The organism is Bacillus sp. DWP3-1, assembly GCF_049896565.1.
Classification (GTDB): Bacteria; Bacillota; Bacilli; order Bacillales; family Bacillaceae; genus Bacillus.
Window position 1 is genome coordinate 63689 of record NZ_JAFCUN010000005.1, and the last position, 25801, is coordinate 89489.

Annotated in this window: 20 protein-coding genes and 2 pseudogenes; 19 read left to right on the top strand and 3 right to left on the bottom strand. The window is 42.2% G+C overall.

The window, feature by feature from the left end:
• The first annotated feature begins 9 nt into the window (after positions 1 to 9).
• Positions 10 to 1275 (top strand): peptidase, encoded by a 1266-nt coding sequence (locus tag ACP7A0_RS12175; RefSeq protein WP_106061745.1) that lies wholly within the window; start codon positions 10 to 12, stop codon positions 1273 to 1275.
• 31 nt (positions 1276 to 1306) lie between these two features.
• Here ACP7A0_RS12175 and ACP7A0_RS12180 read toward each other — a convergent pair whose 3' ends face one another.
• On the bottom strand, positions 1307 to 1528 hold the full coding sequence (locus tag ACP7A0_RS12180; protein ID WP_060595694.1) for a YgaP family membrane protein: 222 nt from the start codon (positions 1526 to 1528) through the stop codon (positions 1307 to 1309).
• Positions 1529 to 1652: 124 nt separating this feature from the next.
• Between ACP7A0_RS12180 and ACP7A0_RS12185 the strand changes: the two genes are divergently transcribed.
• Together ACP7A0_RS12185 and ACP7A0_RS12190 are read left to right on the top strand one after the other, a co-directional pair.
• Positions 1653 to 3395, top strand: a complete 1743-nt coding sequence (locus ACP7A0_RS12185) for an adenine deaminase C-terminal domain-containing protein (protein ID WP_426005268.1) — start codon at positions 1653 to 1655, stop codon at positions 3393 to 3395.
• 551 nt (positions 3396 to 3946) lie between these two features.
• The gene (locus tag ACP7A0_RS12190; protein ID WP_003214053.1) at positions 3947 to 4261 is read left to right on the top strand and encodes a YerC/YecD family TrpR-related protein; all 315 of its coding nucleotides are present in this window, start codon (positions 3947 to 3949) and stop codon (positions 4259 to 4261) included.
• Between the two features lie 237 nt (positions 4262 to 4498).
• Here ACP7A0_RS12190 and ACP7A0_RS12195 read toward each other — a convergent pair whose 3' ends face one another.
• Entirely contained in the window at positions 4499 to 6079 is a 1581-nt protein-coding gene (locus tag ACP7A0_RS12195) for an FMN-binding glutamate synthase family protein (protein ID WP_066031215.1), read from the bottom strand.
• 139 nt (positions 6080 to 6218) lie between these two features.
• Between ACP7A0_RS12195 and ACP7A0_RS12200 the strand changes: the two genes are divergently transcribed.
• A complete protein-coding gene (locus ACP7A0_RS12200; protein ID WP_003214314.1) occupies positions 6219 to 6449 on the top strand; it encodes a hypothetical protein in 231 nt (76 codons plus the stop codon).
• Here the strand turns inward: ACP7A0_RS12200 and ACP7A0_RS12205 are convergent.
• Positions 6430 to 6843, bottom strand: coding sequence for a DUF2283 domain-containing protein (locus ACP7A0_RS12205; protein WP_426005271.1), 414 nt, complete (start codon positions 6841 to 6843; stop codon positions 6430 to 6432). The two genes, ACP7A0_RS12200 and ACP7A0_RS12205, sit on opposite strands and share 20 nt — an antisense overlap.
• A 281-nt stretch (positions 6844 to 7124) precedes the next feature.
• On the opposite strand from ACP7A0_RS12205, the gene ACP7A0_RS12210 reads away from it, so the two are divergent.
• The 15 genes and pseudogenes from ACP7A0_RS12210 to ACP7A0_RS12280 all read left to right on the top strand — a co-directional run bounded on the left by ACP7A0_RS12210 (position 7125) and on the right by ACP7A0_RS12280 (position 25783).
• Positions 7125 to 7817 (top strand): heptaprenylglyceryl phosphate synthase, encoded by a 693-nt coding sequence (locus ACP7A0_RS12210; protein WP_060595697.1) that lies wholly within the window; start codon positions 7125 to 7127, stop codon positions 7815 to 7817.
• 57 nt (positions 7818 to 7874) lie between these two features.
• Complete coding sequence (pcrA, locus tag ACP7A0_RS12215; RefSeq protein WP_426005273.1) at positions 7875 to 10097, top strand: DNA helicase PcrA; 2223 nt, start codon at positions 7875 to 7877, stop codon at positions 10095 to 10097.
• A gap of 44 nt (positions 10098 to 10141) precedes the next feature.
• The gene (gene ligA / locus ACP7A0_RS12220) at positions 10142 to 12148 is read left to right on the top strand and encodes an NAD-dependent DNA ligase LigA (protein WP_426005275.1); all 2007 of its coding nucleotides are present in this window, start codon (positions 10142 to 10144) and stop codon (positions 12146 to 12148) included.
• 15 nt (positions 12149 to 12163) lie between these two features.
• The gene (locus ACP7A0_RS12225; RefSeq protein WP_060595700.1) at positions 12164 to 13351 is read left to right on the top strand and encodes a CamS family sex pheromone protein; all 1188 of its coding nucleotides are present in this window, start codon (positions 12164 to 12166) and stop codon (positions 13349 to 13351) included.
• Positions 13352 to 13484: 133 nt separating this feature from the next.
• Positions 13485 to 14684, top strand: coding sequence for an MFS transporter (locus tag ACP7A0_RS12230; protein WP_061420850.1), 1200 nt, complete (start codon positions 13485 to 13487; stop codon positions 14682 to 14684).
• 91 nt (positions 14685 to 14775) lie between these two features.
• Positions 14776 to 16065, top strand: a pseudogene (locus ACP7A0_RS12235) (condensation domain-containing protein); the annotation flags it as partial.
• Between the two features lie 141 nt (positions 16066 to 16206).
• Positions 16207 to 17337: pseudogene (locus ACP7A0_RS12240) on the top strand (amino acid adenylation domain-containing protein); the annotation flags it as partial.
• 12 nt (positions 17338 to 17349) lie between these two features.
• Positions 17350 to 19245: a condensation domain-containing protein gene (locus ACP7A0_RS12245; protein ID WP_426005476.1), complete on the top strand. Its 1896-nt coding sequence runs from the start codon at positions 17350 to 17352 to the stop codon at positions 19243 to 19245.
• Complete coding sequence (locus ACP7A0_RS12250) at positions 19242 to 20783, top strand: serine hydrolase domain-containing protein (protein WP_375567004.1); 1542 nt, start codon at positions 19242 to 19244, stop codon at positions 20781 to 20783. The genes ACP7A0_RS12245 and ACP7A0_RS12250 overlap by 4 nt, the downstream gene beginning before the upstream one ends.
• Positions 20746 to 21726 carry a C39 family peptidase gene (locus ACP7A0_RS12255; protein ID WP_426005278.1) on the top strand — a complete coding sequence of 327 codons (981 nt, stop codon included), beginning with the start codon at positions 20746 to 20748 and terminating at the stop codon, positions 21724 to 21726. The genes ACP7A0_RS12250 and ACP7A0_RS12255 overlap by 38 nt, the downstream gene beginning before the upstream one ends.
• The gene (locus ACP7A0_RS12260) at positions 21723 to 22433 is read left to right on the top strand and encodes a thioesterase II family protein (protein WP_034664703.1); all 711 of its coding nucleotides are present in this window, start codon (positions 21723 to 21725) and stop codon (positions 22431 to 22433) included. The genes ACP7A0_RS12255 and ACP7A0_RS12260 overlap by 4 nt, the downstream gene beginning before the upstream one ends.
• Entirely contained in the window at positions 22430 to 23287 is an 858-nt protein-coding gene (locus ACP7A0_RS12265) for a 3-hydroxyacyl-CoA dehydrogenase family protein (RefSeq protein ID WP_066031209.1), read from the top strand. Before ACP7A0_RS12260 ends, ACP7A0_RS12265 begins: the two co-directional genes overlap by 4 nt.
• Before the next feature lie 14 nt (positions 23288 to 23301).
• Positions 23302 to 24357 (top strand): HAD-IIIC family phosphatase, encoded by a 1056-nt coding sequence (locus tag ACP7A0_RS12270; RefSeq protein WP_034664698.1) that lies wholly within the window; start codon positions 23302 to 23304, stop codon positions 24355 to 24357.
• 27 nt (positions 24358 to 24384) lie between these two features.
• Positions 24385 to 24654, top strand: a complete 270-nt coding sequence (locus ACP7A0_RS12275) for an acyl carrier protein (RefSeq protein ID WP_034664694.1) — start codon at positions 24385 to 24387, stop codon at positions 24652 to 24654.
• Positions 24641 to 25783 carry an acyl-CoA dehydrogenase family protein gene (locus tag ACP7A0_RS12280; RefSeq protein ID WP_060595704.1) on the top strand — a complete coding sequence of 381 codons (1143 nt, stop codon included), beginning with the start codon at positions 24641 to 24643 and terminating at the stop codon, positions 25781 to 25783. The genes ACP7A0_RS12275 and ACP7A0_RS12280 overlap by 14 nt, the downstream gene beginning before the upstream one ends.
• Positions 25784 to 25801 lie beyond the last annotated feature (18 nt).

Below are 25801 nucleotides of genomic sequence, written 5' to 3' on the forward strand. Positions count from 1 at the left end.
ATGACTGACTTGCAGCCAATTACACGTATCAGAAGCTGGATGAGAGAGCACCAAGATGAAGCGATTGCGCTTCTTCAGCAAATGGTGCAATGTGAAAGCACCCAAGGGAATGAACAAGATGTGCAGCAAATCGTAACAAATAAGCTTTCCGCAATTGGTTTTGATGTAGATGTATGGGATATTGGCGGAGAAGACCTGCTGGAACATCCGTATTTCTATTCCCCGAGGCGTTCCTTTAAAGGAAGTCCCAATGTCGCCGGACGATTGAAGGGGAAAGGCGGCGGCAAATCCATTTTATTAAATGGGCACGTGGATGTTGTTCCAGCAGGAGATACGAAACAATGGACATATCCGCCCTACAGCGGGCATATCATAAACGGGAGACTTTATGGACGCGGGGCAACAGATATGAAAGGCGGAAATGTTTCTTTACTCTTCGCACTAGAGGCACTGCATGCGCTTCAGATTCCGCTGAAAGGAGATGTTGTGTTTCATAGTGTCGTCGAAGAAGAAAGCGGCGGTGCAGGCACCCTTGCAGCCATACTGAGAGGGTATACAGCAGATGCGGCCATCATTCCAGAACCAAGTCATATGAAAATCTTTCCGATTCAGCAGGGATCTAAGTGGTTCAGACTGTATATTAAAGGAAGGGCAGCTCATGGCGGAACAAGATATCACGGTGTTTCCGCTATTGAAAAGAGTATGATCGTTCTTACGCATATAGCGGCACTTGAAGAAGAACGAAATCAGCGCATCACCGAGCCGTTATTTCAGCATATCCCAATTCCGATCCCCATCAACATGGGGAAAATTCAAGGCGGTGATTGGCCGTCCTCTGTAGCAGATCTGGTCACAATGGAGGGCAGACTTGGAGTGATGCCAGGTGAGACGGTTGAGCAGGCAGAGAAGGAATTAGAAAATTGGATGACGGGACTTGGGGAAAAGGATGAATGGTTCAAAGATCATCCTGTCGAGGTCGAATGGTTTGGGGCAAGATGGCTTCCAGGCTCAATCGATACGGATCATCCACTTTTATGTCTATTGAAGGAACAATATGAAGCAGTCAAGAAGGAGCCGCCAAAGATCGAAGCCGCTCCTTGGGGAACAGACGGCGGATTACTGTCACAGGCGGCAGGTATTCCGATCATCGTGTTTGGACCTGGAACAACAGAGCTTGCCCATTTTCCGAATGAATCCATCGACATTGAGCATGTGATTGAAGCAGCAGAAATTATCGCAGGTACGATGGTGGAATGGTGTGAAGCAGCGGAGTGATATGAAAACGATCACAAAAAAAGAAGGCTGTTCACTCAGCCTTCTCTTTATGTGTGTCCTGCTGCTCACACATATATGTCACTGGACAAAAACGAAGAATGCCAGATGCCAGTTTCATCCCGCCGCACATGATGCTGAAAAGCAGCATTTTACTCCATGGTTTTCTAGCATATAAAGAACCAGCCACAGTACATATTGTCATTCCGCAGGCAATTCGAATGAGCGCTTCCATTAAGCCGAGATTAGGTTTCATTGAAGGTGAATCTCCTTTTTTAAATATTTTAAGTGTGATTTCAAGAAATTGTAACGTTTCATTAATGCGTAACGTGGTTCGTTATGTTACGATAGTGCTAATACAAATGAAGGAGAGTATGTGAATGTCCGAACGTACTTTTAATTGGAGAAACAATGACATCCGCACACAAATCGATGTAGTCGACTCAAAAATAGTTCCAACACTCCTTTTAACGAATGGACTCGTGCTAAACCCATTTTTGAAACAATGGGTGAAGGCAAATATTTGGATACATGATGATCGAATTGTTTATGTCGGAGCAGAGCTTCCTCAAAATAAATTAGCTAAACGTGTGATTGATTGTGAAGGGAAATACATTGTGCCTGGGTATATAGAGCCTCACGCGCATCCGTTCCATATTTATAATCCCCAATCACTTGCAGAATATGTGTCTCAATTTGGCACAACAACGATGGTCAGCGATAACTTATTTCTTCTTTTGCAGAGCAATGAAAAGAAAGCGCTTTCCGCTCTGTGTGAATTAAAACAGCAGCCATTTCAGTATTTCTGGTGGTCTAGATACGATCTTCAGACTGAAGTCAGATATGAAGATGAGATGCTTCCTATCAACTATCGCAAGGAATGGATTGATCATCCTGATGTCCTTCAAGGCGGCGAATTAACAAGCTGGCCAAGATTGATGGACGGTGATGATCTCATTTTATATTGCATGCAAGAAACGAAGAAGCAGAGAAAACGAATTGAAGGGCATTTCCCCGGAGCTTCCGAGAAAACGCTAACAAAAATGAAGCTGTTTGGCGCGGACAGCGATCATGAAGCGATGAATGCGGACGATGTGCTAAAACGCTTGTCCCTTGGCTACCATGTCTCACTTCGTCATTCTTCCATCCGCCCAGATTTAGTGAACATTTTAAGAGAACTGCACGAGCGTGATTTTAGACACTATGATCACTTTTTCTATACAACAGACGGAGCTGCGCCTCATTTTTATGAGGAAGGTATGATTAATCGTTTGATTTCAATTGCCCTTGAAGAAGGCGTGCCTATCATTGATGCGTATAATATGGCGACATTTAACATTGCAAAATACTATCAAATTGATGACCTATTAGGTGTTGTCGGTCCCGGCCGGCTGGCTTCTTTGAATATTTTAGATGATCCGATGAACCCAAATCCTGAAACGGTGATATCTAAAGGGGTTATTCTCAAATTGGATGGCGAGAACCAGCATCAATTTCAAGAAACTAAATGGAAAAATGGCGGGCTTGTTCCATTAGATTTATGCTATGATCTGACGATGAGTGATTTGCAATTTTCCATGCCGCTAGGTGTCAAAATGAGAAATGCTGTCATCATGGAGCCTTATACAGTGGAGATTGATAACTCGGTGAACCAGCTGTCCTGTGACCATGATCAAAGTTTCTTTAGCTTGATTGACCGAAAAGGCGAGTGGCGTGTGAATACGATGCTCAAAGGTTTCGCAAACAAAGTGCAAGGCTTTGTCAGCTCATTTTCGCTCACGGGTGACATTTTAGTGATTGGGAAAAATAAAGAGGACATGATGCTGGCACATAAGAGAATGAAAGAAATCGGCGGGGGGATCGTCCTCACAGAGAACGGGAAAATTTTGCACGAAATCCCGCTGCAATTATCAGGCTGTGCATCGGCTGAACCGTTTGAGACTGTTCTTCAGCAGATACAAACATTACGCGAGCTGCTCATTGAGCGAGGCTATCCATTTGATTGCCCAATTGATACACTTGTCTTTTTCCAAAGTACACATTTGCCGTATATTCGAGTGACACCAAGAGGAATATTTGATGTCATGAAAAAAACTGTACTCTTTCCGTCTATAATGCGTTAAAATATAACAGAGTGGAGCTGTATCATCTTTGCCACATTTCTGACAGCTGTTATAGGGCAGAAGTGAGCAATGGATCTCTTCGCTGCCATGTAAGTGAAAATGCTTATGTGGAGTTGTTGAAGCAGAGGGCTTTGACATGACGAGTGAAATGCCCTAATTGAAAAATGAATCTGTCGGTTACGCTGGCCGACCAACATATTTTGAATAATTGAGCGAGGCGGGGCGCATGTTTGTGGTCTCGCCGAGCTTTCCGCACAACCTGTATTTTAGGGCATACCTAATCAAGCAGAAGTGATTCTGATATCGAAAGCAAACAAGTTTGTCAGATTGTCGTACAAGGAAAATGACAGAACTTGTCGAATTTGTATACGATAAAGAAGCTTCGGCTTACGAAAGAACTGACGGCATTTCCAGCGTAGAACCAAACCTGTCATGATTCGTTCAAAGCTCATTGCTGAGGTTGAAAAAAATTAGTCAGGAAAGATACCGCTTTTCTTCTTAGAATGTCGTGCGAAGCGGTGTGCCAATAGTAAAGGAGAAGATGTATAAAGATGCAAATTGATAAATTAAGGGGCAAAAGCTTAGATCAGTTATTCAACTCCATCTTATCCCTTAAAGACCTGGAAGAATGCTATCGATTCTTTGATGATTTGTGTACCATCAATGAAATCCAATCTTTATCACAGCGTCTTGAAGTAGCGCGTATGCTTCGCGAGGGGAACACGTATCATAAAATTGAGACGGAAACAGGTGCGAGCACTGCAACCATCTCACGTGTCAAACGCTGCTTGAACTACGGAAATGATGCCTATACGATGGCACTTGACCGCGTAGCAGAACAGCAGGCAAATGACGAAACAAAATAAAACAGCTTTCACTGTAAACAATCCTTTTCAACAAGAATGGAGTTGTTTACAGTTTTTTTATGGAGAGCGCTGAAAAGACAAGCAAGGACTGGCTGAATCAAGCGGTCCTGTTTTTTATTTTAGCTCGCCTATAACCAACACGCATCCTCCATCTCCTATCATTTGTCTAAGTTCTTTATACGCGATTGAGCCAAAATGTCAACGAAAAAAAGGTGCGAAAACGCACCTTTTCTCAAACTAGACAGATGGCTGTGTCCCTGAAAACATCGGCACTTCACTTGTCTGGCCATTTTCTTGTCTGTAGATAATATGTTTTTCATTAAAATGAATGGGAGATTCAATTCCAGCGGCTGCGGATAAGTTAAACAAACCTTCTCTTAGAGAAAGGATATAATTGCAGACTCGGTATTTCTTTTCTTCAATTGATAAACCCTTTTGCAGCTTTGGATCCGTAGTGGCGACCCCGACTGGGCATTTATTCGTGTGGCACACTTGTGCGCGAATGCATCCGACTGAAAACATGAGTCCCCGTGCGATATTTACAAAGTCAGCACCCATGGAAAGGGCAATCGCAATTTTATCAGGTGAGAGAAGTTTGCCGGAAGCAAAGAGTTTTACCTGATCTCTGACACCGTATTCTTTCAATATTTGATGAACCATTGGGAGCGCCGTGAAAATGGGCAGCCCTGCGGAATCTGCCAATTCATGAAAGGATGCGCCAGTGCCGCCTTCTCCGCCATCCACTGTAATGAAATCAGGATGCTTTCCGCTTTTTTTCATATACGCTGCAAGCTCTTCAATGTTTTCTTTATGTCCGACCACAAGCTTGATGCCAACAGGCTTTCCGCCTATACTTCGCAGCTGTTCAATGAAATCAAACATATCAGGAATGGAGTGGAACATCTCAAATCGGTTTGGGCTGTCAATGGATTGATGGGGCGGCAATTTACGGATATTCGCAATTTCTTCGGTGACCTTTTCGCCGTCAATATGACCGCCGCGTGTTTTTGCTCCTTGTGCCAGCTTCAGCTCAAAGGCTTTGACTTCCTCGTGCTCACTTTTTTTCTTAAATTCTTCAAAGGAGAAAGCACCATCCTCTGTTCTGACACCAAATAGACCAGGCCCAATCTGGCAAATGATATCGGCTCCGCCTTTGAGGTGATATGGGGAAAGCCCGCCTTCACCTGTGTTCATCCACGTACCGCCAGCCATTTTTAATCCAGAGGATAGTGCTGTAATGGCCCTGTCGCCTAAAGATCCGTAGCTCATGGCAGACTGTCCAATCAGGCCTTTTACACGGAAAGGCTTTTGACATGTGTGTTCGCCAATCACTTGTACATCGTCTTGATGGAGATAGTAAGGTTTTGCTTCGACCTCTTTGGTATGTTCACTTCTTCGCAGTAAATTGTCTTGATCAATCTGATACACTTTTGTATGAATTTTTTCAGATTGATCGATGCGTAACTCATCTCGTTGCTTTGGAAATAGGACGTTGCGAATGTAGTAACCAGGCTTGTCAAAATCACGTTTTGATCCAAAGCCCATCGTCCGGCTTTTGTACTTCCCAGACATGACAGCTTGCTCATATTCTCTTCTTGAGAAAGGAAGCTCCTCCCGATCATTCAGAAAAAGATATTGGCGCAGCTCAGGTCCTATTTTTTCAAAAATAAACCGCAGCTTTCCAATGACCGGATAATTTCGCAGGACAGAATGCTCTTCCTGTTTTTCATCTCGCATCCAAATCCAGATGAATAAAATGATTGGTAAGATGAAACAAATCACTAATAGTGCGCCAATGACAATGAAAGTTGTTGTCACGAAGATCCCCTCTTTTCTCTATCATTGCTGTTGTTATTCCACTTTTCATTGAAAGAGAAACCACTTCAACAGATTGTGACGTTTAGAAATAAAAAGGCGGGGTAACTTACAAATAAGATCATAAGGGGAGGGAACATACATGAATAAGCGTCCAAATGCGTATGTACTTGCAGGATTAGGGGTTGGTGGTGCTGTGTTATTAGCGGTAAAAAATAAACAGCATCTCAAAAAATGGGCAAGCATGTTCCGCTCAGATGAAAAGATTCCTGAAAAAGCCGGACACCCTGATCCATTAGATATTCAAGACAACAAGATGGTCGATGAAGGGGCCATGACATCCGTCCATTATTTCAATGAAGTGAGACAATAGTTTGGAAAAACCGTTTTGACCATTCAAAACGGTTTTTTCTTGTCTTTATTTTGACGTTATATCGAAGAGGATCGACAATCGTAAAACCGATCAGCCCTTTGTGATCAGGCGTCGAGAATTGAAATTCAATGCCTGACAAATGATAGGTTGAGAGAACTTCCTGATCCGTAAAACGTAACGAAAGCTCGTCCTCATAAACGGGTGCATGCTTCAAAACCTCGGCTTCTTCTGCAAATAGCTCCAGCCCAGCCACTCGGCCCTCTTTATCAATATCTGCATTCACACATTCATTTACGTCAAATTCAATGGTTTCTTTGATTGTTCCGATTCTAGGCGGGATGAGATCAATGTATCCGATGTCGATCGTTTGATCATATGTGATGGTTCTTTTCAAATCATTCACCTGCTTATTAGATAGTAAAATGTTCCTTTATTGTATAATATCATGTGATGAGACGAAGCAGCTCGCATTTCAGTTCAGTATTAATATATTTATCTCCCTTAGTCCTCTTGAAGTGGATCTTTTCACATAGTCTCCATTAGCCTCATTTAGAGTTAAAATCGTCCATTTTCAAAAGAATGAAACTTTTAGCTGAAGGAGGTTACCCATTTTTTGCGGTCACTGATTTTGTTATAATATTTAAATGGAATGAAACGAATGGAGGAACGTTTTTCATGTATGATGTTACCGAGTGGAAGCATGTCTTTAAACTCGATCCAAATAAAGAAATATCCGATGAACAGCTGGAGGCGATTTGTGAATCTGGTACGGATGCCATATTGATTGGCGGCAGTGACAATGTGACAGAGGACAATGTGCTCCAATTGATGTCAAAGGTCCGCCGATTTCTTGTGCCATGTGTGCTCGAAATCTCAACACATGAGATGATTGTGCCGGGCTTCGATCTGTATTTCATCCCGACCGTCTTAAACAGCTCTCATCCTGATTGGATTGTTGGGCTTCATAAGGACGCGATGAAGGAATTCGGTGATTTGATGTCAATGGAAGAGATTGTGCCTGAAGGCTATGTTATTTTAAATGAAGAGTGTAAAGCGGCCAAGCTCACAGAGGCAAATACAGCGCTGGACATCGATGACGTAAGGGCATATGCAAGAGTGGCAGAGCATTTGATGAAGCTGCCCATTTTTTATCTAGAATACAGCGGAACGCTTGGAGATATAGAGCTTGTGAAAGAAACAAAAGCAGTGCTTCATGAAACGGTCCTTTTTTATGGCGGGGGCATTGAAAACGCGAAGCAGGCAACAGACTTTGCACAGCATGCAGACGTGGTTGTTGTAGGAAACGTCATTTATGACAATTTCAAAGAAGCATTAAAGACAGTGGGCGCAGTCAAAAAGTCATCATAGTCAAACAAGACGAAACGGGTTAAAATAGAACATAAGTTCGAATTGGCGGTGAATGGAATGAATGAAATATCGAATCATCTATTAGAAGGGCTGAATGACGCGCAGAAAGAAGCGGTCAAAGCAACAGACGGTCCCCTCCTCTTGATGGCAGGAGCAGGAAGCGGGAAGACACGGGTGCTCACACATCGAATTGCCTACTTAATGGCCGAAAAGCATGTGGCTCCGTGGAACATTTTAGCGATTACGTTTACAAATAAAGCAGCACGTGAAATGCGTGAGCGTGTACAAGCCATTTTAGGGCCTGGTGCCGATGACATTTGGATCTCTACGTTCCACAGCATGTGTGTGCGCATTTTACGACGCGATATTGACCGTATTGGTGTAAATCGCAACTTCTCTATATTAGACACATCTGATCAGCTTTCAGTCATAAAAAATATTCTGAAAGAACGAAATATCGATCCTAAAAAGTTTGATCCACGCAGCATTTTAGGTTCAATCAGCAGTGCAAAAAACGAACTCATAGACGCAGAGGAATACGCCAAAACAGCTGGTGATTTCTATGATCAAGTGGTCAGCGACGTCTATACAGATTATCAAAAACGGTTACTCAAAAACCAATCACTCGATTTTGATGATTTAATTATGATGACGATTCGTCTGTTTGAGCGCATCCCTGAAGTATTAGAACACTATCAGCGGAAATTCCAATACATTCATGTCGATGAGTATCAGGATACGAACAGAGCGCAGTACATGCTTGTGAAACTGCTCGCTCAGCGTTTTCAAAATATATGTGTTGTCGGTGACTCGGATCAGTCCATTTACCGCTGGCGCGGAGCGGATATTACAAACATTCTCTCCTTTGAAAAAGATTATCCGTCCAGTGAAGTGATTCTGCTTGAGCAAAATTACAGATCGACTAAACGTATTCTAAATGCCGCAAACACGGTGATCCAAAACAATTCAAACCGTAAGCCGAAAAATCTTTGGACAGAAAATGATGAAGGAGCGAAGATTGCCTATTACCGTGCAGATAATGAATTCGGTGAAGGTCAATTTGTTGCTGGAAAGATTCATCAGCTTCATCAGAGCGGTAAGCGTAAATTATCCGATTTTGCGATTCTTTATCGAACCAATGCCCAGTCTCGTGTCATAGAGGAAACATTATTGAAGTCAAACATTCAATACAACATTGTCGGCGGCACGAAGTTCTATGACAGGAAAGAGATCAAGGACATTTTGGCTTACTTACGCCTAGTAGCTAACCCAGATGACGACATTAGCTTTGCACGTATTGTCAACGTACCAAAGCGTGGAATCGGTGCGACATCTGTTGATAAAATCGCAGCATATGCGGAGATGAATGACCTGTCTATGTTTGAAGCGCTTGGTCAGGTAGATTTCATTGGACTCAGTGCAAGGGCAGCCAATGCGCTTGATGAGTTCAAACAGCTCATTGATCAAATGACGAACATGCAGGATTATTTATCTGTCACAGAATTAACAGAAGAAATCCTAGAGAAAACAGGCTATCGTGAAGCACTGAAGGTTGAAAAAACGATTGAAGCACAAAGCCGTCTAGAAAATATTGACGAGTTTCTCTCCGTGACTAAGAACTTTGAAGAACAAAATGAAGACAAGTCTCTCGTGACTTTCCTGACAGATCTCGCCCTCGTCGCAGACATTGATAAGCTGGATGAGAATGAGGAAGAAGATCAGGATGCCGTCATCTTAATGACTCTTCATGCTGCAAAAGGTCTAGAATTCCCTGTTGTTTTCTTAATGGGCATGGAGGAAGGTGTTTTCCCGCACAGCCGTTCATTAATGGAAGATGCAGAGATGGAAGAAGAGCGCCGCCTTGCCTATGTAGGCATCACACGGGCGGAAAAAGAGCTCTATTTATCAAGTGCCAAGATGAGAACACTCTTCGGCCGGACAAACATGAACCTTGAATCAAGATTCATTCGAGAAATACCAGCTGATTTATTGGACAACCTAAATGAGAAGAAAGAAACGAAAACACCGTTTGGCCAAACAAGAGAAAGACCGCAAAGACGGGGACCTGTCTCACGTCCGCAAACTCAAACCATTCAAAACACAGGCGGCGGAAGTATTGGCTGGGCTGTGGGTGATAAAGCGGCTCATAAAAAATGGGGCGTTGGAACGGTTGTGAGTGTAAAAGGCAGTGGAGACAGCACAGAGCTTGATATTGCCTTCCCAAGCCCTACAGGCATTAAGCGTCTTCTCGCAGCATTTGCGCCAATTGAGAAGCAATAAACCGATAGCACTTATAAAACGGATGAATTGAAAGGAAGAAGCAGATGGATAAAGAAGCAGCGAAACGCCGGATCGAGGAACTGCACCAGATTTTGAACCAATACAACTACGAATATCATACACTTGATCGTCCAAGTGTTCCTGACGCTGAATATGATGCGCGGATGCGTGAGCTGATCTCTTTAGAGGAAGAGCACCCTGATTTAAAAGCAGCGGACTCCCCTTCACAAAGAGTAGGAGGCGCTGTGTTAGACGCCTTCCAAAAAGTGCTTCACGGCACACCGATGCTCAGCCTCGGGAATGCGTTTAATGAACAGGACCTTCTTGATTTTGACCGACGGGTTCGTCAAGCAGTTGGTGACGATGTCGCATACAATGTCGAGCTGAAAATTGACGGACTCGCTGTTTCTCTCCGTTATGAAAACGGTGTGTTTGTCCGAGGTGCCACGCGTGGAGATGGGACAACGGGTGAGGATATTACTGAAAACCTCAAAACCATTCGTTCCATCCCGCTCAAAATCAAACGTCCTCTGTCGATTGAAGTGAGAGGCGAGGCATTTATGCCAAAACCTTCTTTTGAAGCATTAAATGAAAAAAGATTACAAAACGAAGAAGAGCCGTTTGCGAACCCGCGTAATGCGGCTGCAGGCTCGCTTCGTCAGCTTGATACGAAAATTGCGGCGAAACGAAACCTTGATATCTTCGTCTACAGTATAGCGGAGCTTGATGAAATCGGTGTTGAATCGCAAAGCGAGGGACTTGATCTTCTCGACGAACTTGGCTTTAAAACGAACAAAGAAAGACGGATGTGCCACACGATTGAAGAAGTGATCGACCTCATTGAAACATTGAAAACGAAGCGTGCCGATTTTTCATATGAAATCGATGGAATTGTGATCAAAGTCGATTCGTTAGCTCAGCAGGAAGAGCTCGGCTTTACAGCAAAAAGTCCCCGCTGGGCTGTTGCGTACAAGTTTCCGGCTGAAGAGGTCGTGACAAAGCTGCTTGATATTGAACTAAGTGTAGGACGTACAGGCGTCATCACACCAACGGCGATTCTTGAACCTGTCAAAGTAGCAGGGACGACAGTGCAGCGTGCTTCTCTTCATAATGAAGATTTGATCAAAGAAAAGGATATTCGCCTTTTTGATCAAGTGATTGTGAAAAAAGCGGGCGATATTATTCCGGAAGTCGCAGGCGTACTGATCGATCAGCGTACAGGAGAAGAAAAGCCGTTTCACATGCCGACTGAATGCCCAGAGTGTCATAGTGAGCTGGTGAGAATTGAAGGCGAAGTGGCTTTGCGTTGCATCAATCCAGAATGCCCTGCTCAAATACGTGAGGGACTCATTCACTTTGTTTCCCGTAATGCAATGAACATTGATGGGCTTGGCGAGCGGGTCATTACACAGCTTTTCCAAGAACAGCTTGTGTCTCGTGTGTCCGATCTTTACCGATTAACGAAAGAAGAGCTCATTCAGCTTGAGCGAATGGGCGAAAAATCTGTCGACAATTTACTGCGTTCGATTGAGCAATCGAAAGAAAACTCTCTAGAGCGTTTACTATTTGGACTCGGTATTCGATTTATTGGCTCTAAAGCGGCAAAGACCTTGGCGATGCATTTCGGCGACATCGATCAATTAAAGCAAGCGACGAAAGAACAATTACTCGAAGTCGACGAAATCGGTGAAAAAATGGCTGATGCCGTCGTCACGTACTTTGAGAAAGAAGAAATTCTCAACCTGCTAAATGAACTAAAAGAGCTAGGGGTCAATATGACCTATACAGGACCAAAGCCGGTGAAGGTTGAAGAAAGTGATTCCTATTTTGCAGGCAAAACCATTGTACTGACAGGGAAATTAGAAGAAATGGCCCGAAACGATGCAAAAGCAGCGATCGAAGCATTAGGCGGCAAACTGGCAGGTAGTGTGAGTAAAAAAACAGATTTAGTCATTGCCGGAGAAGCAGCGGGAAGTAAGCTGACAAAGGCAGAAGAACTCAATATTGAAATTTGGGACGAAGCTAAAATGCTCGAGGAGCTAAAGAAATAAGAGGAGTGTTTTCTATTGAAAAAGTTGTTATTGCTGCTGACAATGCTCACACTGGTATTGTCAGCGTGTGCACCTTTTGGGGGAAAGGAAGAAGAAGAGGTTACACAAAAAACGGATGAAACGAAGGAAACAGCCATCATCCCGATGTACAATATCTCTGACTCCTATTACAAAATGGTGCTGCCGTTTAAACAAGGGGCTGCGCGAGGATTAACAGCAGAGCGTCTCAACACACGCCTGGACATCGATGAATTTGAAACAGGACTTATGCGCCTTGCAACAGAGTCATTTAATACAAACGACTATCTTTTCCAAGAAGGACAGCATTTAGATGAGGACACCGTTCTCAGCTGGCTGTCGCGCAAAAAAACAGGCAGTGATCTGAAAAAGGCAGAAAAAGAAGATAAAGACTTTAAGAATCTCGGCTTAAACCCAGCTCTTCCAAACTCAGGTTCAACAAAGTCTAAAAATGAAAATAGTCCAATTTACTTAGCTTCGATGCTAGAACATAATTACTTAATTCGAAAAGATAAAAACAGCTTACAGCTTGGCGGAGTTGTCATTGGTCTTGCACTGAACTCTGTTTATTATTACCGTGAAAATATCGGTGATCCGCAGCAAGAGGTGACGATCGATTCATCGAAAAGTTCAAAGAAACTTTTGGCAGAAGGTGAAAAAATCGCTGAACAAGTGATCAAGCGAATTCGTCAAATGGATGGACTGCAAAAAGTGCCTGTCATGATTGCACTTTATAAGCAAGCACCAAAATCATCTATCGTTCCAGGAAACTTTATCGCCAAAACGGATGTGAAAGCAGGCTCAGCTGATATCGGCAATTGGGATACGATCAAAGAGGAGAATGTCTTCTTCCCTTCAGATAATGCGAAAGGCAACTACAAAGATGATTCCGAGCGATTTGACCGCTTCAAAACAAAAGTCGAAGACTACTTCCCGAATTACACTGGTGTCGTAGGAAAAGGCTTTTACAAAAACGGCAACCTGCAAAAAATGAAAGTCGAAATTCCAATGCAGTTCTATGGAAAAACGGAAGTTGTAGCCTTCACGCAATATTTAACAGGTGAAGTCATGGATTACTATAAGAGTACCAATATCGAAATTAACATCACATCTTCTGATCAACAAGAAGCCCTGATCACGAAAAATGCTGAAGACAAAGAACCAACTGTTCATATATATGACTAAATAAAAACCGCCTTTTGGCGGTTTTTTAGATTAGGTAAAATGTATCAAGTTATGAAAATATTGTTATAAAAAGTAGAAGTGTAGAAAATAATGTATTATTATGGGTGATAATGAAGAGAAAATGGAGATCAATATGAAAAACAAATCATTTTACTTTTTATTAGGGGGACAATCCCTAGCTAATTTTGGGGATTCGTTATATGTCCTCGTTCTGACCATCCTGACATATCAATTAACAAATTCTACACTGATTGCTTCAATGGTGGCTGTTTCGCAGTTTGTTGGACAAGCCCTTGGAGCGGTACTCATTCCTTTCTTTATGTATCAATTTAAGCTGAAAAGACTCATTATCTATTTGCAAATGTGTCAAATTGCTTTCTTCGGTTGCTTGATTTTCATTTATATTCTACAACTATCAACTTTTACTATTCCTTTCTTTTTTATCATTGTATTTTTCCTGTCTTTGATAGATGGAGGAACTATTCCTGTTCGAAATTCGATGATCCCGCGTTTAGTAGAAAAGAACTTTTTACTAAAAGCCAATAGTTATATCTTAACTTCTGATCAAATTGTTCTTTTACTAGGCTGGCTTTTAGGAGGGCTGTTTATTGGTATTCTTGGACCGCAGTTTCTCCTATTGACGACACTTGTTTTATACAGTTTGTCGCTCATATCTATGCTCTTTATGATTGATACTGGGGCTGCAGCTAAACATGAGCAACAGTCTGAATCATTTGCTACAAGGGTCTTTTCAGGGTGGAAGCTCATGTATGAAAAGCCAACTATTCGAACATTAACGGTTTTAGAAATGCTATCCATGAGCGGTAGAAGTATCTGGACTGGAGCCATTATCCTTGTGTATGTCACAGAAGTCTTACACCAGCCTGAAACATGGTGGGGCTTTATTAACGCAAGCTATTTTGGCGGAACCATTCTAGGCGGCCTGCTCGTGCTGCGGTTCGCAAAGCATGTGGAACAGCGTTTGTTTGATCACATTTTTTACAGTTCGGTGATCGTAGCTGTGCTAACCCTTTGCTTAGGATTGAATCATTCAGCATGGATGAGTTTGTTGTTTGTCTTTTTATTAGGGCCAGCTTTTCAGCTTCGCAGCATTTCTATTCGTACCTATGTACAAGATACACTGAGTGAAATTGAATTGCCCAAAATACTGTCAGCTCAACATACACTATCAACTTTTATATACGGAATGTCCATCCTTGTTATGAGCACCATGACCGATCTCTTTGGGGCAAGAGTCGTCTTTTTTATAAACGTTGCTCTGTTTACTGTGTCGGCTTTCCTAGCGTCTAGATTAAAAAATGAACAAATTTAGACATTTTATCTCAATTATTTACAAAAATACCGTTATATGATTTAATATGTTCGTAGAAATGTTAACTATATGAAAAGTAGAGGTGGCGTAATTGACTAGTAGTTTAGTATATTGGCCATTAACACATCCGCAGCGGCGCGTGATGAACATGGAAACATTTTATCCAGAAACACCGATCAATCATATTGGCGGTATCATTTTCGTCAATGGGCCGTTGCAGCTTGATAAACTGAAGCAGGCCATTGCATCTTGTATCATGATGACAGAATCTCTTCGTCTCAAGCTAGTAGAGAAAGATGGTGAGACGCTTCAATACGTTGATCCAAACGCCGATAATCCAATTCCTGCCTATGAGTTTTCCACACATGAAGACATGCTAGAATGGGCCGAAAAAGCCTTCAAAACACCATTTCAATTAACAGAAACCCCTCTCGCCGAATTTGCTGTATTAAAAGTCGGTGAACAACAATCCGGTTATTTCATCAAATGCCATCATACAGTAGCAGATGGATGGTCGATGAAAGTAATCATCGATAAAATTAGCCAGCTTTACACTGCTCTTACCCAAAGCTCCTCTATCGAACAAGAAGCAGACAATCATTCTGTATTTATTGATAAAGAATCAAAATATATGAACTCCCCAAGATTTAAAAAAGATCAGCAATTTTGGAAAGAAACATTATCTGATGTGTCTGATAGTTATTTGGTACAGGGAACTGACCAAATCAAAGGCCATCGGCACAGCCATTACCTTGATCGACAACTCTCAGAACGAATCTATGAATTTATAGATACCCATCATTGTTCAATCAACTCTTTATTTACTTTAGGACTCTTCGTTTACTTGCATAAAAGATACCAGCAAAAAGATTTTATTATTGGGACGCCAGTTCTCAATCGTTCCGGACAAAAGGAAAAAGCCACGTCCGGTATGACCGTCAGTACAATGCCATATCGAATGAAGATCGATCCTCATCTATCTTTGTTAGAAAGTCTGACAGACGTTCAAAAAAGCTATAAGGCTTACTTTCTGCATCAGCGTTATCCTTATGATGCACTTGTCAAAGATTTAGAGCTTGCCAAAGCAGGATATGATCAGCTTTTTCAAATCTATATCAACTCCTACAGCACAAATATGGTGCAGGAGATGGAAGGATACAAAGTTGAATACATAGAGCTTTACAATGGCTTCCAGCCATATGGCTTACAAGTTGCTGTGAAAGAATGGGATGAAAAAGGGCAAATCGAACTTCAATATGACTACAAGATCTCAGATTACAGCAATGAAGACATCGGCTTTCTACACGAAAGAATGCTTCTCTTTGTCGAAACCATACTCGCTCAGCCAAAGCAGCTGTTAAAAGACGTACTTCTCATGACAGAAGACGAGGAACATCGAGAGCTATATCAATGGAACGACACAGGCGTGCTATTTCCACAGAAACAAAAAATCCATGAATTGATCACAGACATGTCAAAGACTTCTCCTGATCGAATCGCGATTCAGGACGGATCTTGTATCATGACATACGGTGAACTTGAGAGAAAAACCAATCAAATGGCTCATTTCCTACAAACACATGGCTTACAGAGGCATGACTTTGTTGCAGTATGTATGAATCATTCACCAGAACTTATCGTGCTGCTGCTGGGGATTTTAAAGGCTGGAGGTGCATATGTGCCGATTGATCCTGAGTATCCGCAGGAACGCATTCAGTTTATTTTGGATGACAGCCAGGCAAAGCTGTTTTTCACAGATGACGCATCTGCATACCATTTTAATGGCGATACGTACAATATCTACAACGTGTGGGATCAGTTGGATCAGTATGATGCGGTACATCCATTCAGTGGGGATGCTGAAGACGTCGCATATATGATTTATACGTCTGGCTCTACAGGCCAGCCAAAGGGAGTCATGATTGAGCACCGAAGCTTAGTGAACTATATCATGTCTGCCAAAACACACTATACTGATTCATCGGATGATCATTTTGCCTTGTATTCATCTATTGCGTTTGATTTAACCGTGACATCCATTTATACGCCATTGGTCATTGGCAGTACAGTGGTGATCTATCGTCAAGAGGATCAGCCAGGCTTTTTATTAGAACATATTTTGTTTGATCAAAAAGCAAAGGTCATCAAGCTGACACCAGCTCATATGGCACTATTAACAGATGCTGCACTGTCTCAATCAGTTGTGAAACGGATGATTGTGGGAGGAGAACAATTATCGACCGCTTTGGCCAAAAGAATCACAGAGGCAAGTGATGGAAGGATATCCATCTTTAATGAATATGGACCAACTGAAGCAACCGTCGGCTGTATGATTCATCAATTCCATCAAGATGATGGGGGGACATCGGTGTCAATTGGTGTGCCAATGCCAAATACAGAGATTTACCTTTTAGATGAGAATCAGCAAGCCGTGCTGCCAGGGACAGTAGGAGAAATATATATTTCAGGCGCGGGTGTTGGAAGAGGATATTGGCAAAGACCTGATTTGCATGAATCGCGCTTTCTGCCCAATCCATTTGTAAGCGGTCGCCGCATGTATCGAACAGGTGATATAGCCAAACGAGCAAATGATGGAAAGATTGATTACATTGGCAGGATTGATCATCAAATCAAGCTGCGAGGCTACCGGATTGAGCTGGGTGAAATTGAACTTGCACTTATGGCACTTGAAGAAGTTGATAAAGCAGCTGTTATTGATCTAACCGATGCATCTGGAGAAAAACAGCTGGCTGCATATATTGAATTGAAAGAAAAAGAGCTGACGTCCTTTTTACTTAGAAAGAAATTATCAGATCAGCTTCCAGCTTATATGGTACCTGCCTATTTTGTTGTACTAGATGAACTCCCGCTTACTCAAAACGGAAAAATCAATCGGACAGCACTGCCTGATCCATTGCTGTCTCAAGTGGAAACAGCCGTTGAATGGTCCAAGGAAACAGCGGACATTGAAGAGATCATAGTAGATACAGCAAAAGACATCTTAGGGCATGAAACGATCGAACCGGCTGATCATTTTTATCAGCTTGGCGGTGATTCCATTAAGGCGATTCAATTTATTGCGAAGTTAAAAGACAAAGGACTCTATTTAAAAACCAAAGATCTTTTTACGTATCCCATTTTTCGAGAAATGGCACAAGTCGTTCAGCAGGAACCAGTCTTACATATTTCACAAGAGCAGGCTGCGGGCGATGTGAAATCGATCCCAATCATCGAATGGTTCTGGTCCCAGCGGTTAAAAGATGAACATTTTTGGCATCAATCCATCATTGTTCATTCAAATAAAAAGATGGATGAAAGAATCGTGCAGGATGCTTTAAAAGAGCTCGTCATTCATCACGACGGACTAAGGTTAAAAGTACATGAGGCAACAAACACGCTTCATTATGATGAAGACATTCAGGGTATTCCGCTGATGATCCACGATTTTACGGCATTGTCAGAAGAGAATGTGGAAGAAGCGCTACAAGAAGTAGGGTGTCAGGTCAAGCAAAGAACTCATCTTTATCAAGGACCATTGATTCAGGCAGCGCTTTGTCAAACTGCTTTTCAATCACATCTCATTTTTGCCGCCCATCATCTTTTAGCTGATGGTATGTCATGGCAAATTCTTGTGGAGGACTTGATTCAATTATTGCATGCAGAGAAGGTCACAGCTGAAGTGCTTCCGCCTAAAACCCATTCCTATCAAACATTTACAGAGCGGGTGAACGAGTATGCAGTATCAGAGGAGGTAAAAGAGTCGCTCAGCTATTGGCAAAAAGCGGTGCAGGATATTCAGCCTCTGTATCCAGTTTCTTCAAATGAGGGATATGTCAGAGACGAAGTCAAATTAACCAAGGCATTATCAGTGGAGCTCACGGATCAATTGATCAATCAAGCGAATAAAGCGTATCAAACGCAGCCTCACGAACTGTTAATTTCAGCCTTAACGCAAGCCTGTTATCAGCAAACGAATCAAAAGAGGATTTCTTTGGAATTAGAAGGTCATGGCAGGGATGCTGTGGAGGAAGATATTGATGTATCTAGAACGTTCGGCTGGTTCACCACCATGTACCCTGTGAATGTTCATGTGTCTGAATCTCTCTCAGATCACATACGGGCTGTCAAAGAAACGATACGTGAAGTGCCAAATAAAGGTGCAGACTATGGGCTGCTCTCACTCATCAATAGGCAGCTTCCTAATCATTCAGCGCCGCAATTACGCTTTAACTATCTAGGTGAAATTGATCAGGTGCTGAAACAATCATCTGATTATGAGATGTCTTACTTTACATCGGGGATTGATTCGTCATTGGATAATCCGTTAACAACCGTCATCGATATGGTCGCTACCATCAAGGGCGGTCAGCTGATTTTTCATCTTTCTTTTAGCGCAAAACAGCTGTGTGAAACAGACATGACGCAACTATTACAAGAGGTAGAGCGGCAAATTGAGCGTCTGATACAGCATTGCTTAGAGAAAGAAGGAATCGAATTTACACCGTCTGATTTTGAAACAGTGGATATGTCTCTTGAAGAAATGGATTCATTATTTACATGAGGAAAAATCAGTATGTTATCTATCTTTCATTTTTATTAGCGATCTTATGGATAAGCAGCTTTGCTGGGGGAATACATGCAAAAGCAGTGATTTCATCTAAAGCCATTGATCAAGTGATAGAGGAACAGATGGAGCTTGGACGCATTCCAGGCATGTCCGTTGTGGTTGTGAAAAAGGACGAAGTGGTGTACCAAAAAGGCTTTGGTTATGCGGATCGAAAGAAAAAGGAGCAAGTGACAGCCAGCACTTTCTTTGAAATTGGTTCTACATCAAAGGCGTTTACGGCCCTTGCTATTGTGGAGTTAGAGAAGCAAGGAAAACTTCATATAAAAGATCCAGTGAGCAGCTATATTCCAGGTTTTTTTCCAACATACCATGGAAAGCCTCAGCGTTTGACGGTGGAGCAATTAATGCATCACACAAGCGGCATTCCCTTTCAATCCATTGCGCTTATCCAGCCTGATCATGCAAAGGATGCGCTGAAAAAAACAGTCCATCAGCTGAAATCAATTGAGCTTAATCGTAAGCCAGGCAGCTCCTTTGAATATGCCACCATCAACTATGATGTCCTTGGTTTCATCATTGAAAATGTAACAGGAACGTCCTATGAGGCTTATATGAAAGAACTGTTTAAAAGGCATCATCTTGACCAAACGGAGGCTGGGCTAAAACGTATGAAGTCCGGTGTTGTCTCAGAAGGATTTAAACTGCAATTCCTTGCTCCGCATGCTTATGAAGCACCAGAATATCGAGGCAACACCCCTGCAGGCTATATCGTGATGAATAGTCAGGATGTGGGGACTTGGCTGCAATATCAATTGACCGATTCAACTTGGTCTCGCTTTGTCATAAATCCTGATCATTTAACTGTGAATGTCCCAGAAGAAGGGAAGCATGTCTATTACAATGCCGGCTGGTATATAGAAAAGGCGCATGGGCAGGTGGACTCGCTTTTTCATGCAGGCTCTAACCCAAACTATTCATCATTTTTTCTGATCCAGCCAAAAGAAGATATTGCTATCGGAGTGTTAGCAAATATGAATAGCAGCTACACCGAGCAAACGGCACGTCTTATTGCCAATACGATCGCGGGTACAAATGAAGAAGCAGAGTCATCAATAGATCCATTTCAGCTCATTGATCAATTGAGTTTAGCAGCGACATGTCTTTTTATTTTGCTGCAAATGGTGTCTATCGTTCGTTTTATCAAGTGGAAAAAGCGTGTAAGAAACGGCGCTTTAGTTCGCAGGGACATGTCACTTGGCGTCTGGCTGAAAAGCATCGGCTGGGTGCTGCTGCTAATTGGGATATTGCTCCTGCCAATGATTCTTTCGCAACTAGCCTTTAATGGGCTGCCTTGGAAAATGACTTTTGTATGGGGACCTTCCTCTCTCATTGAATTAGCGATTTCTTATTATTTGTTTTTCATTTGGTTTTGTACGATTGGTTTCATCAAAGGATTTATGGTGACATCTACTGCTGGAAAGAGAGGAAAAAAAGATGACCGTCAAACAGATTTCGGGCATTCATCCTTATAATGATTTGTTTTATCGAAGCTGTTTCTTCAATTGCTTTTTTCCAATTGTGAAGCTGCATGATCAAGAAGTCGCTCCATACTTATTAAATGATCAATTTGCCTATGGGCTTTCAGAGGACGGCTTGCTGCAGATTGACTGGATGTCGGCACACGATCCAGAAAAGATTATGAATTTACAAGGCATTCAAGTTGAAAAAATGACGTATTGTGTCAATCTCATTGAAAAGGTCAAACAAGATGTGATGCGGGACCGCCCCGTCATTGTGTGGGTAGACCCTTACGTTCAGAGAGGCAGAAAAGAGTATTTGACAACCCATAGCCGTCATTCAATTTTAATTAAGGGTTTCGATGAAAATCAGCAAACCTTTCAAGTATTAGAGAATCGGCATTTAGATAATTTGTCTTATGAGCATCAAGTGCTGTCATTTAAAGATGTACAGAAAGGGTATGACACCTTTCATGATCATTTTCAACCGAATGATCAATTTCATTCCTATGCGTCCTTCTACTTTGATCCGGACAAGCTCTCGACTGAATTATTTGATCAAAAAACGACTTATTTCCTGAGAAATATGCATGGTGAGATAGACGTAATCGAAAAAGGAATCACAGCTCTTGAAACATTTTATGAGCAGTATCCGCAATTGGATGATATCGAGAAGCTCGTGGCGTCGTTCAATCAGATCATCAATACGAAGAAAGTGGAGCTGTATCGGCTGAATCTCATCAAAGGCGATCTACCTGAGCTGGTGGGATGGATGGAACGTATTGTATCAGAATGGGAGAAAGCGAGGCATCAGGCAGCAAAACTCCTTTTTTCAGGTGAGATGTCTAGTAGGTACCAAGCCAATATCAAAGCTTCTTTAGAACAAATCATCGTTGATGAAAAAGACTGGCTGGAAGCGTTGGCAATCAAATGCAAAAGGGAGTGTGGCGTGTCGTGAAGTTATTTTGCTTACCGTACGCAGGTGGGGCAAGTACCGTATTCAGTACATGGAAATCTTATATAGACCAGTCGATAGAAATTCATGCCCTTGAACTCCCTGGGCACGGGACAAGAATGACAGAGCCTGTTCTAACCGATTTACAGCAGGTCGCAGATGATCTTTATGTACAGGCGTCCTCCTCTTTAAAAGAAGGAGAGCCCTATGCCATTTTCGGTCATAGCATGGGAGCCGTCCTTGCGTATGAATTACAAAAAAGAATGAAAACAAGGTTAAACAAAGAGCCTGTCCATGTCTTTTATTCTGGGCGCTTTCCACCACATATTCCAGAAAAGAAAGTCTATCATCAACTGTCAGATTCCAAACTAAAAGAGGCGATCATTGCGATGGGAGGCGTTCCTGAGGAACTTGCCGATAACCATGCAGTGCTTGATTTCTTTCTGCCGATTTTAAGAGCAGACTTTCAGCTTTTGGAGACCTATCTGTGTGATGAAGTCGTTCCAGCTGCTTGTCCAATTTCTATTTTTTATGGTACACGTGATTTGCCTTCTGTGCTGTTCGATTTAGACGATTGGGATCAATATACAAGCGAAGATTGTGCGTTTTTTGAATTCGATGGAGATCACTTTTTTATTCATTCATTAACAAATGAAGTCGTAGAAAAAATCAATGTCATTTTAAAGCGAATTGGAGTGTTGGAGAAATGAACACGAAGCACGTAGGTGTGATTGGAGCAGGTGTGATGGGGGCTGATATGGCATTAGACCTTTCAGCAAATGGCTATCAAGTCACATTAGTTGATGTCACAGAAGAAAAACTAAATGAAGCGCTGGAAAAAATCAAGAAGACCTATCAACTGGTTCAATTTGTGAGAAAGAAGAAAATCTCATTGTCTTTAGAAGATGTATTGTCTCAAATCCAGCTGTCAACTTCACTTGAAGGCTTACATGACGCGCATATCGTCATTGAAAATGTGACGGAAGATTGGGAGATTAAAAAACCCATTTATGAAGAGCTGCGAGATATTTGTGCGAAAGAAACCATCTATTTTGTAAACACGAGCTGTATTTCGATTACAAAGGTAGGGTCCCTTATGCATCACCCTGAGAAGGTCATTGGGGCGCACTTTATGAACCCTGTTCCTCTTAAAGCGTTGGTTGAAGTGATTAGAGGAAAAGCAACTTCTGATGACACAGTTGAAACCGCAAAAGGTTTCTTGAAATCGTTTGATAAAACACCTGTTGTGGTGCATGATTTTCCGGGATTTGTTTCCAACCGTGTGCTTATGCTGACAATCAACGAAGCGATTTGGGCGGTGCAAGATCAAGTCGCCACACCAGCGGATGTCGATAAAATTTTCCGCGGAGGTTTCGGCCATAAAATGGGACCACTTGCGACAGGGGACTTAATTGGACTTGATACGATTTTGAATTCATTGCTTGTTTTATACGAGAGCTACAAAGATCCGAAGTTCCGTCCATGTCCTCTACTTGTCAAAATGGTCGACGCAGGCGAGTACGGCAAAAAATCAGGTAAAGGCTTTTTCCAATATGACATGTGAGAGGAGAAAAACAAATGGCTAAGCAAATCAAGTGTGTTGTCTGGGATTTAGATCATACATTATGGGATGGAATTTTACTTGAATCAGATGAAGTGATGTTAAAGCCTTCGATGAAGGAAGTGCTAACAGAATTAGATGAGCGCGGTATCCTTCTTTCTATTGCAAGCCGGAATGATGAAGCAGCCGTGAGGGAAAAGCTCTCCGCCTTTGGGATCGAGCATTTCTTTCTCTATCCAGAGATTCATTGGAATGCCAAATCTAGTTCTTTAGAGAGAATCAGCGAGCGCCTAAATATTCATAAAGATACCATTCTCTTTATTGATGATCAGCCATTTGAACGAGAGGAAGTGAAGGCTGTTCATCCAGAGATTACGTGCTGGGATGCAGTGGATTATATGTCATTACTCACTGATGATCGGCTGCGTCCAGTCTTTATCACAGAAGATGCCAGACGACGCAGAAGAATGTATTTAGAAGCGGACCAAAGGCAGCAGGAAGAAGAGAAATATGAAGGGCCGCCTGAGAAATTCTTGGCGTCTTTACATATGAAATTCGTGATTTCAGAAGCAGGAGAACAAGACCTCCAGCGAGCTGAAGAACTGACCGTCCGTACCAATCAATTAAATGCGAGCGGGAAAACCTATGATTATGAAGAACTTGATTTCTTCCGTCAATCAGATTCTCACTTGCTGCTTGTCTGTGAACTTGAAGATAAATTCGGTTCCTATGGAAAAATTGGACTCTCATTAATAGAAGAAACAGGCGACACCTGGCATGTCAAACTGCTGCTTATGTCTTGCCGCGTCATGTCTCGTGGTGTCGGGACCATTTTACTCACAACGATTTTGCAAGAAGCGAAAAAGCGAGGAAAGCGGCTTGTGGCTGACTTTAAACAAACCGACCGAAACCGCATGATGTATATCACATACAAGTTTGCGAATTTCAAAGAAATCGAGAAGGGGGAGGATGGCTATATCTTGTTTGAAAATGATTTAAGCATGATTCAGCCTTTCCCAGAATACGTAGATGTCAATATTGAATTAAATCAGAAAGATCCAGCCAAACAATAAAAAAGCGAAAAGCGAGGAGATTAAATCATGAACCTACACGAACAAGTAAGAGCCTATATCGAGCAAAACCTAGTGGTATTTGATGAGGAAATTGAGCTTGGAAATGATGATCATATTTTTGAACAAGGCTTTGTCAATTCTCTATTTGCGATGAAACTAGTGAACTATATCGAACATGATTTTCACTTCCAATTAGATAACGAAGACCTCGACATTGCTCATTTTAGTACGGTCAATCGCATTGTCGCCTTAATTGAGAGAAAACAACAGGGGGCCGCTCTTCATGAAAACAGCTGAACAAACGATCGATGCCATTGAAGAAATACGACAGTATTGCAATGAACATATCCGTCCGTTTGCCAATGAATTCGATGAGACGGAACATTTACCAGAGTCGCTCATTCGAGATATGGCGAAACGAGGCTACTTGGCAGCAGGTATCCCGTCTTCCTATCAAGGGCTGGGGCTTGATCCAATCGCATATGGACAGTTCACAGAACAAGTGGGAAAAGCTTGCTGTAATGTACGGACATTATTGACAGTGAATTCACTTGTAGGAGAAGCCATTCTTCGTTATGGAACAGAAGACCAAAAACAAGGCTGGCTTGTTGAATTAGCTAAAGGAGAAAAAATCGGTGCCTTTGCTTTGTCAGAGCCGAATATTGGTTCAGATGCCAATCATGTTGAAACAAGCTATCAAAAAGAAGGACAATCCTATGTATTAAATGGGAAGAAAAAGTGGATTTCCTTTGGAGCGATTGCAGATTTCTTTATTGTGATTGCAAGAGACGGTGAACAAGTCACGGCATTCCTTGTCGATCGAGATCAGCCGGGTGTAGAGATTGAGAGAATTACAGGAATGATGGCCAATCGAGCATCATATTTAGCGGAAATCACTCTAGATCATGTCCAGGTGCATGAAGACTGTGTCTTAGGACCTGTTGGGGGTGGATTTAACCACGTGGTGTCACTCGCATTAGATCATGGAAGATACAGTGTCGCTTGGGCAGGGCTTGCCATCGCACAAGAAGCCGTTGATTCTCTTGTCACGTATTCACGTAAAAGAACACAGTTTAATGAAAAATTGTACAAGCATCAAATGATCAAAGGCATGATCGGAGATGCGGTTACCCAACTCCATGCAGCGAGAGCCTTATGCCTAAAGGCTGGAGAAATGAGAGAAGCGAATCACCCTGATGCGATCACAGAAACATCCATTGCAAAATATTTCACCTCTAAAATCGCCGTTGACATTACAAATACAAATGTCCAAATCCATGGCGGAAGTGGATTTAGCCGGGAAAACTCAGCTTCAAGACTATATCGTGAAGCGAAGGTGCTTGAAATTATTGAAGGAACTTCGCAAATTCAGCAGCAGGTTATTGCTAACTATGGTTTACGCCATTATTTCGTGAAACATTCTTAGAGAGAAAGGAGATGATCC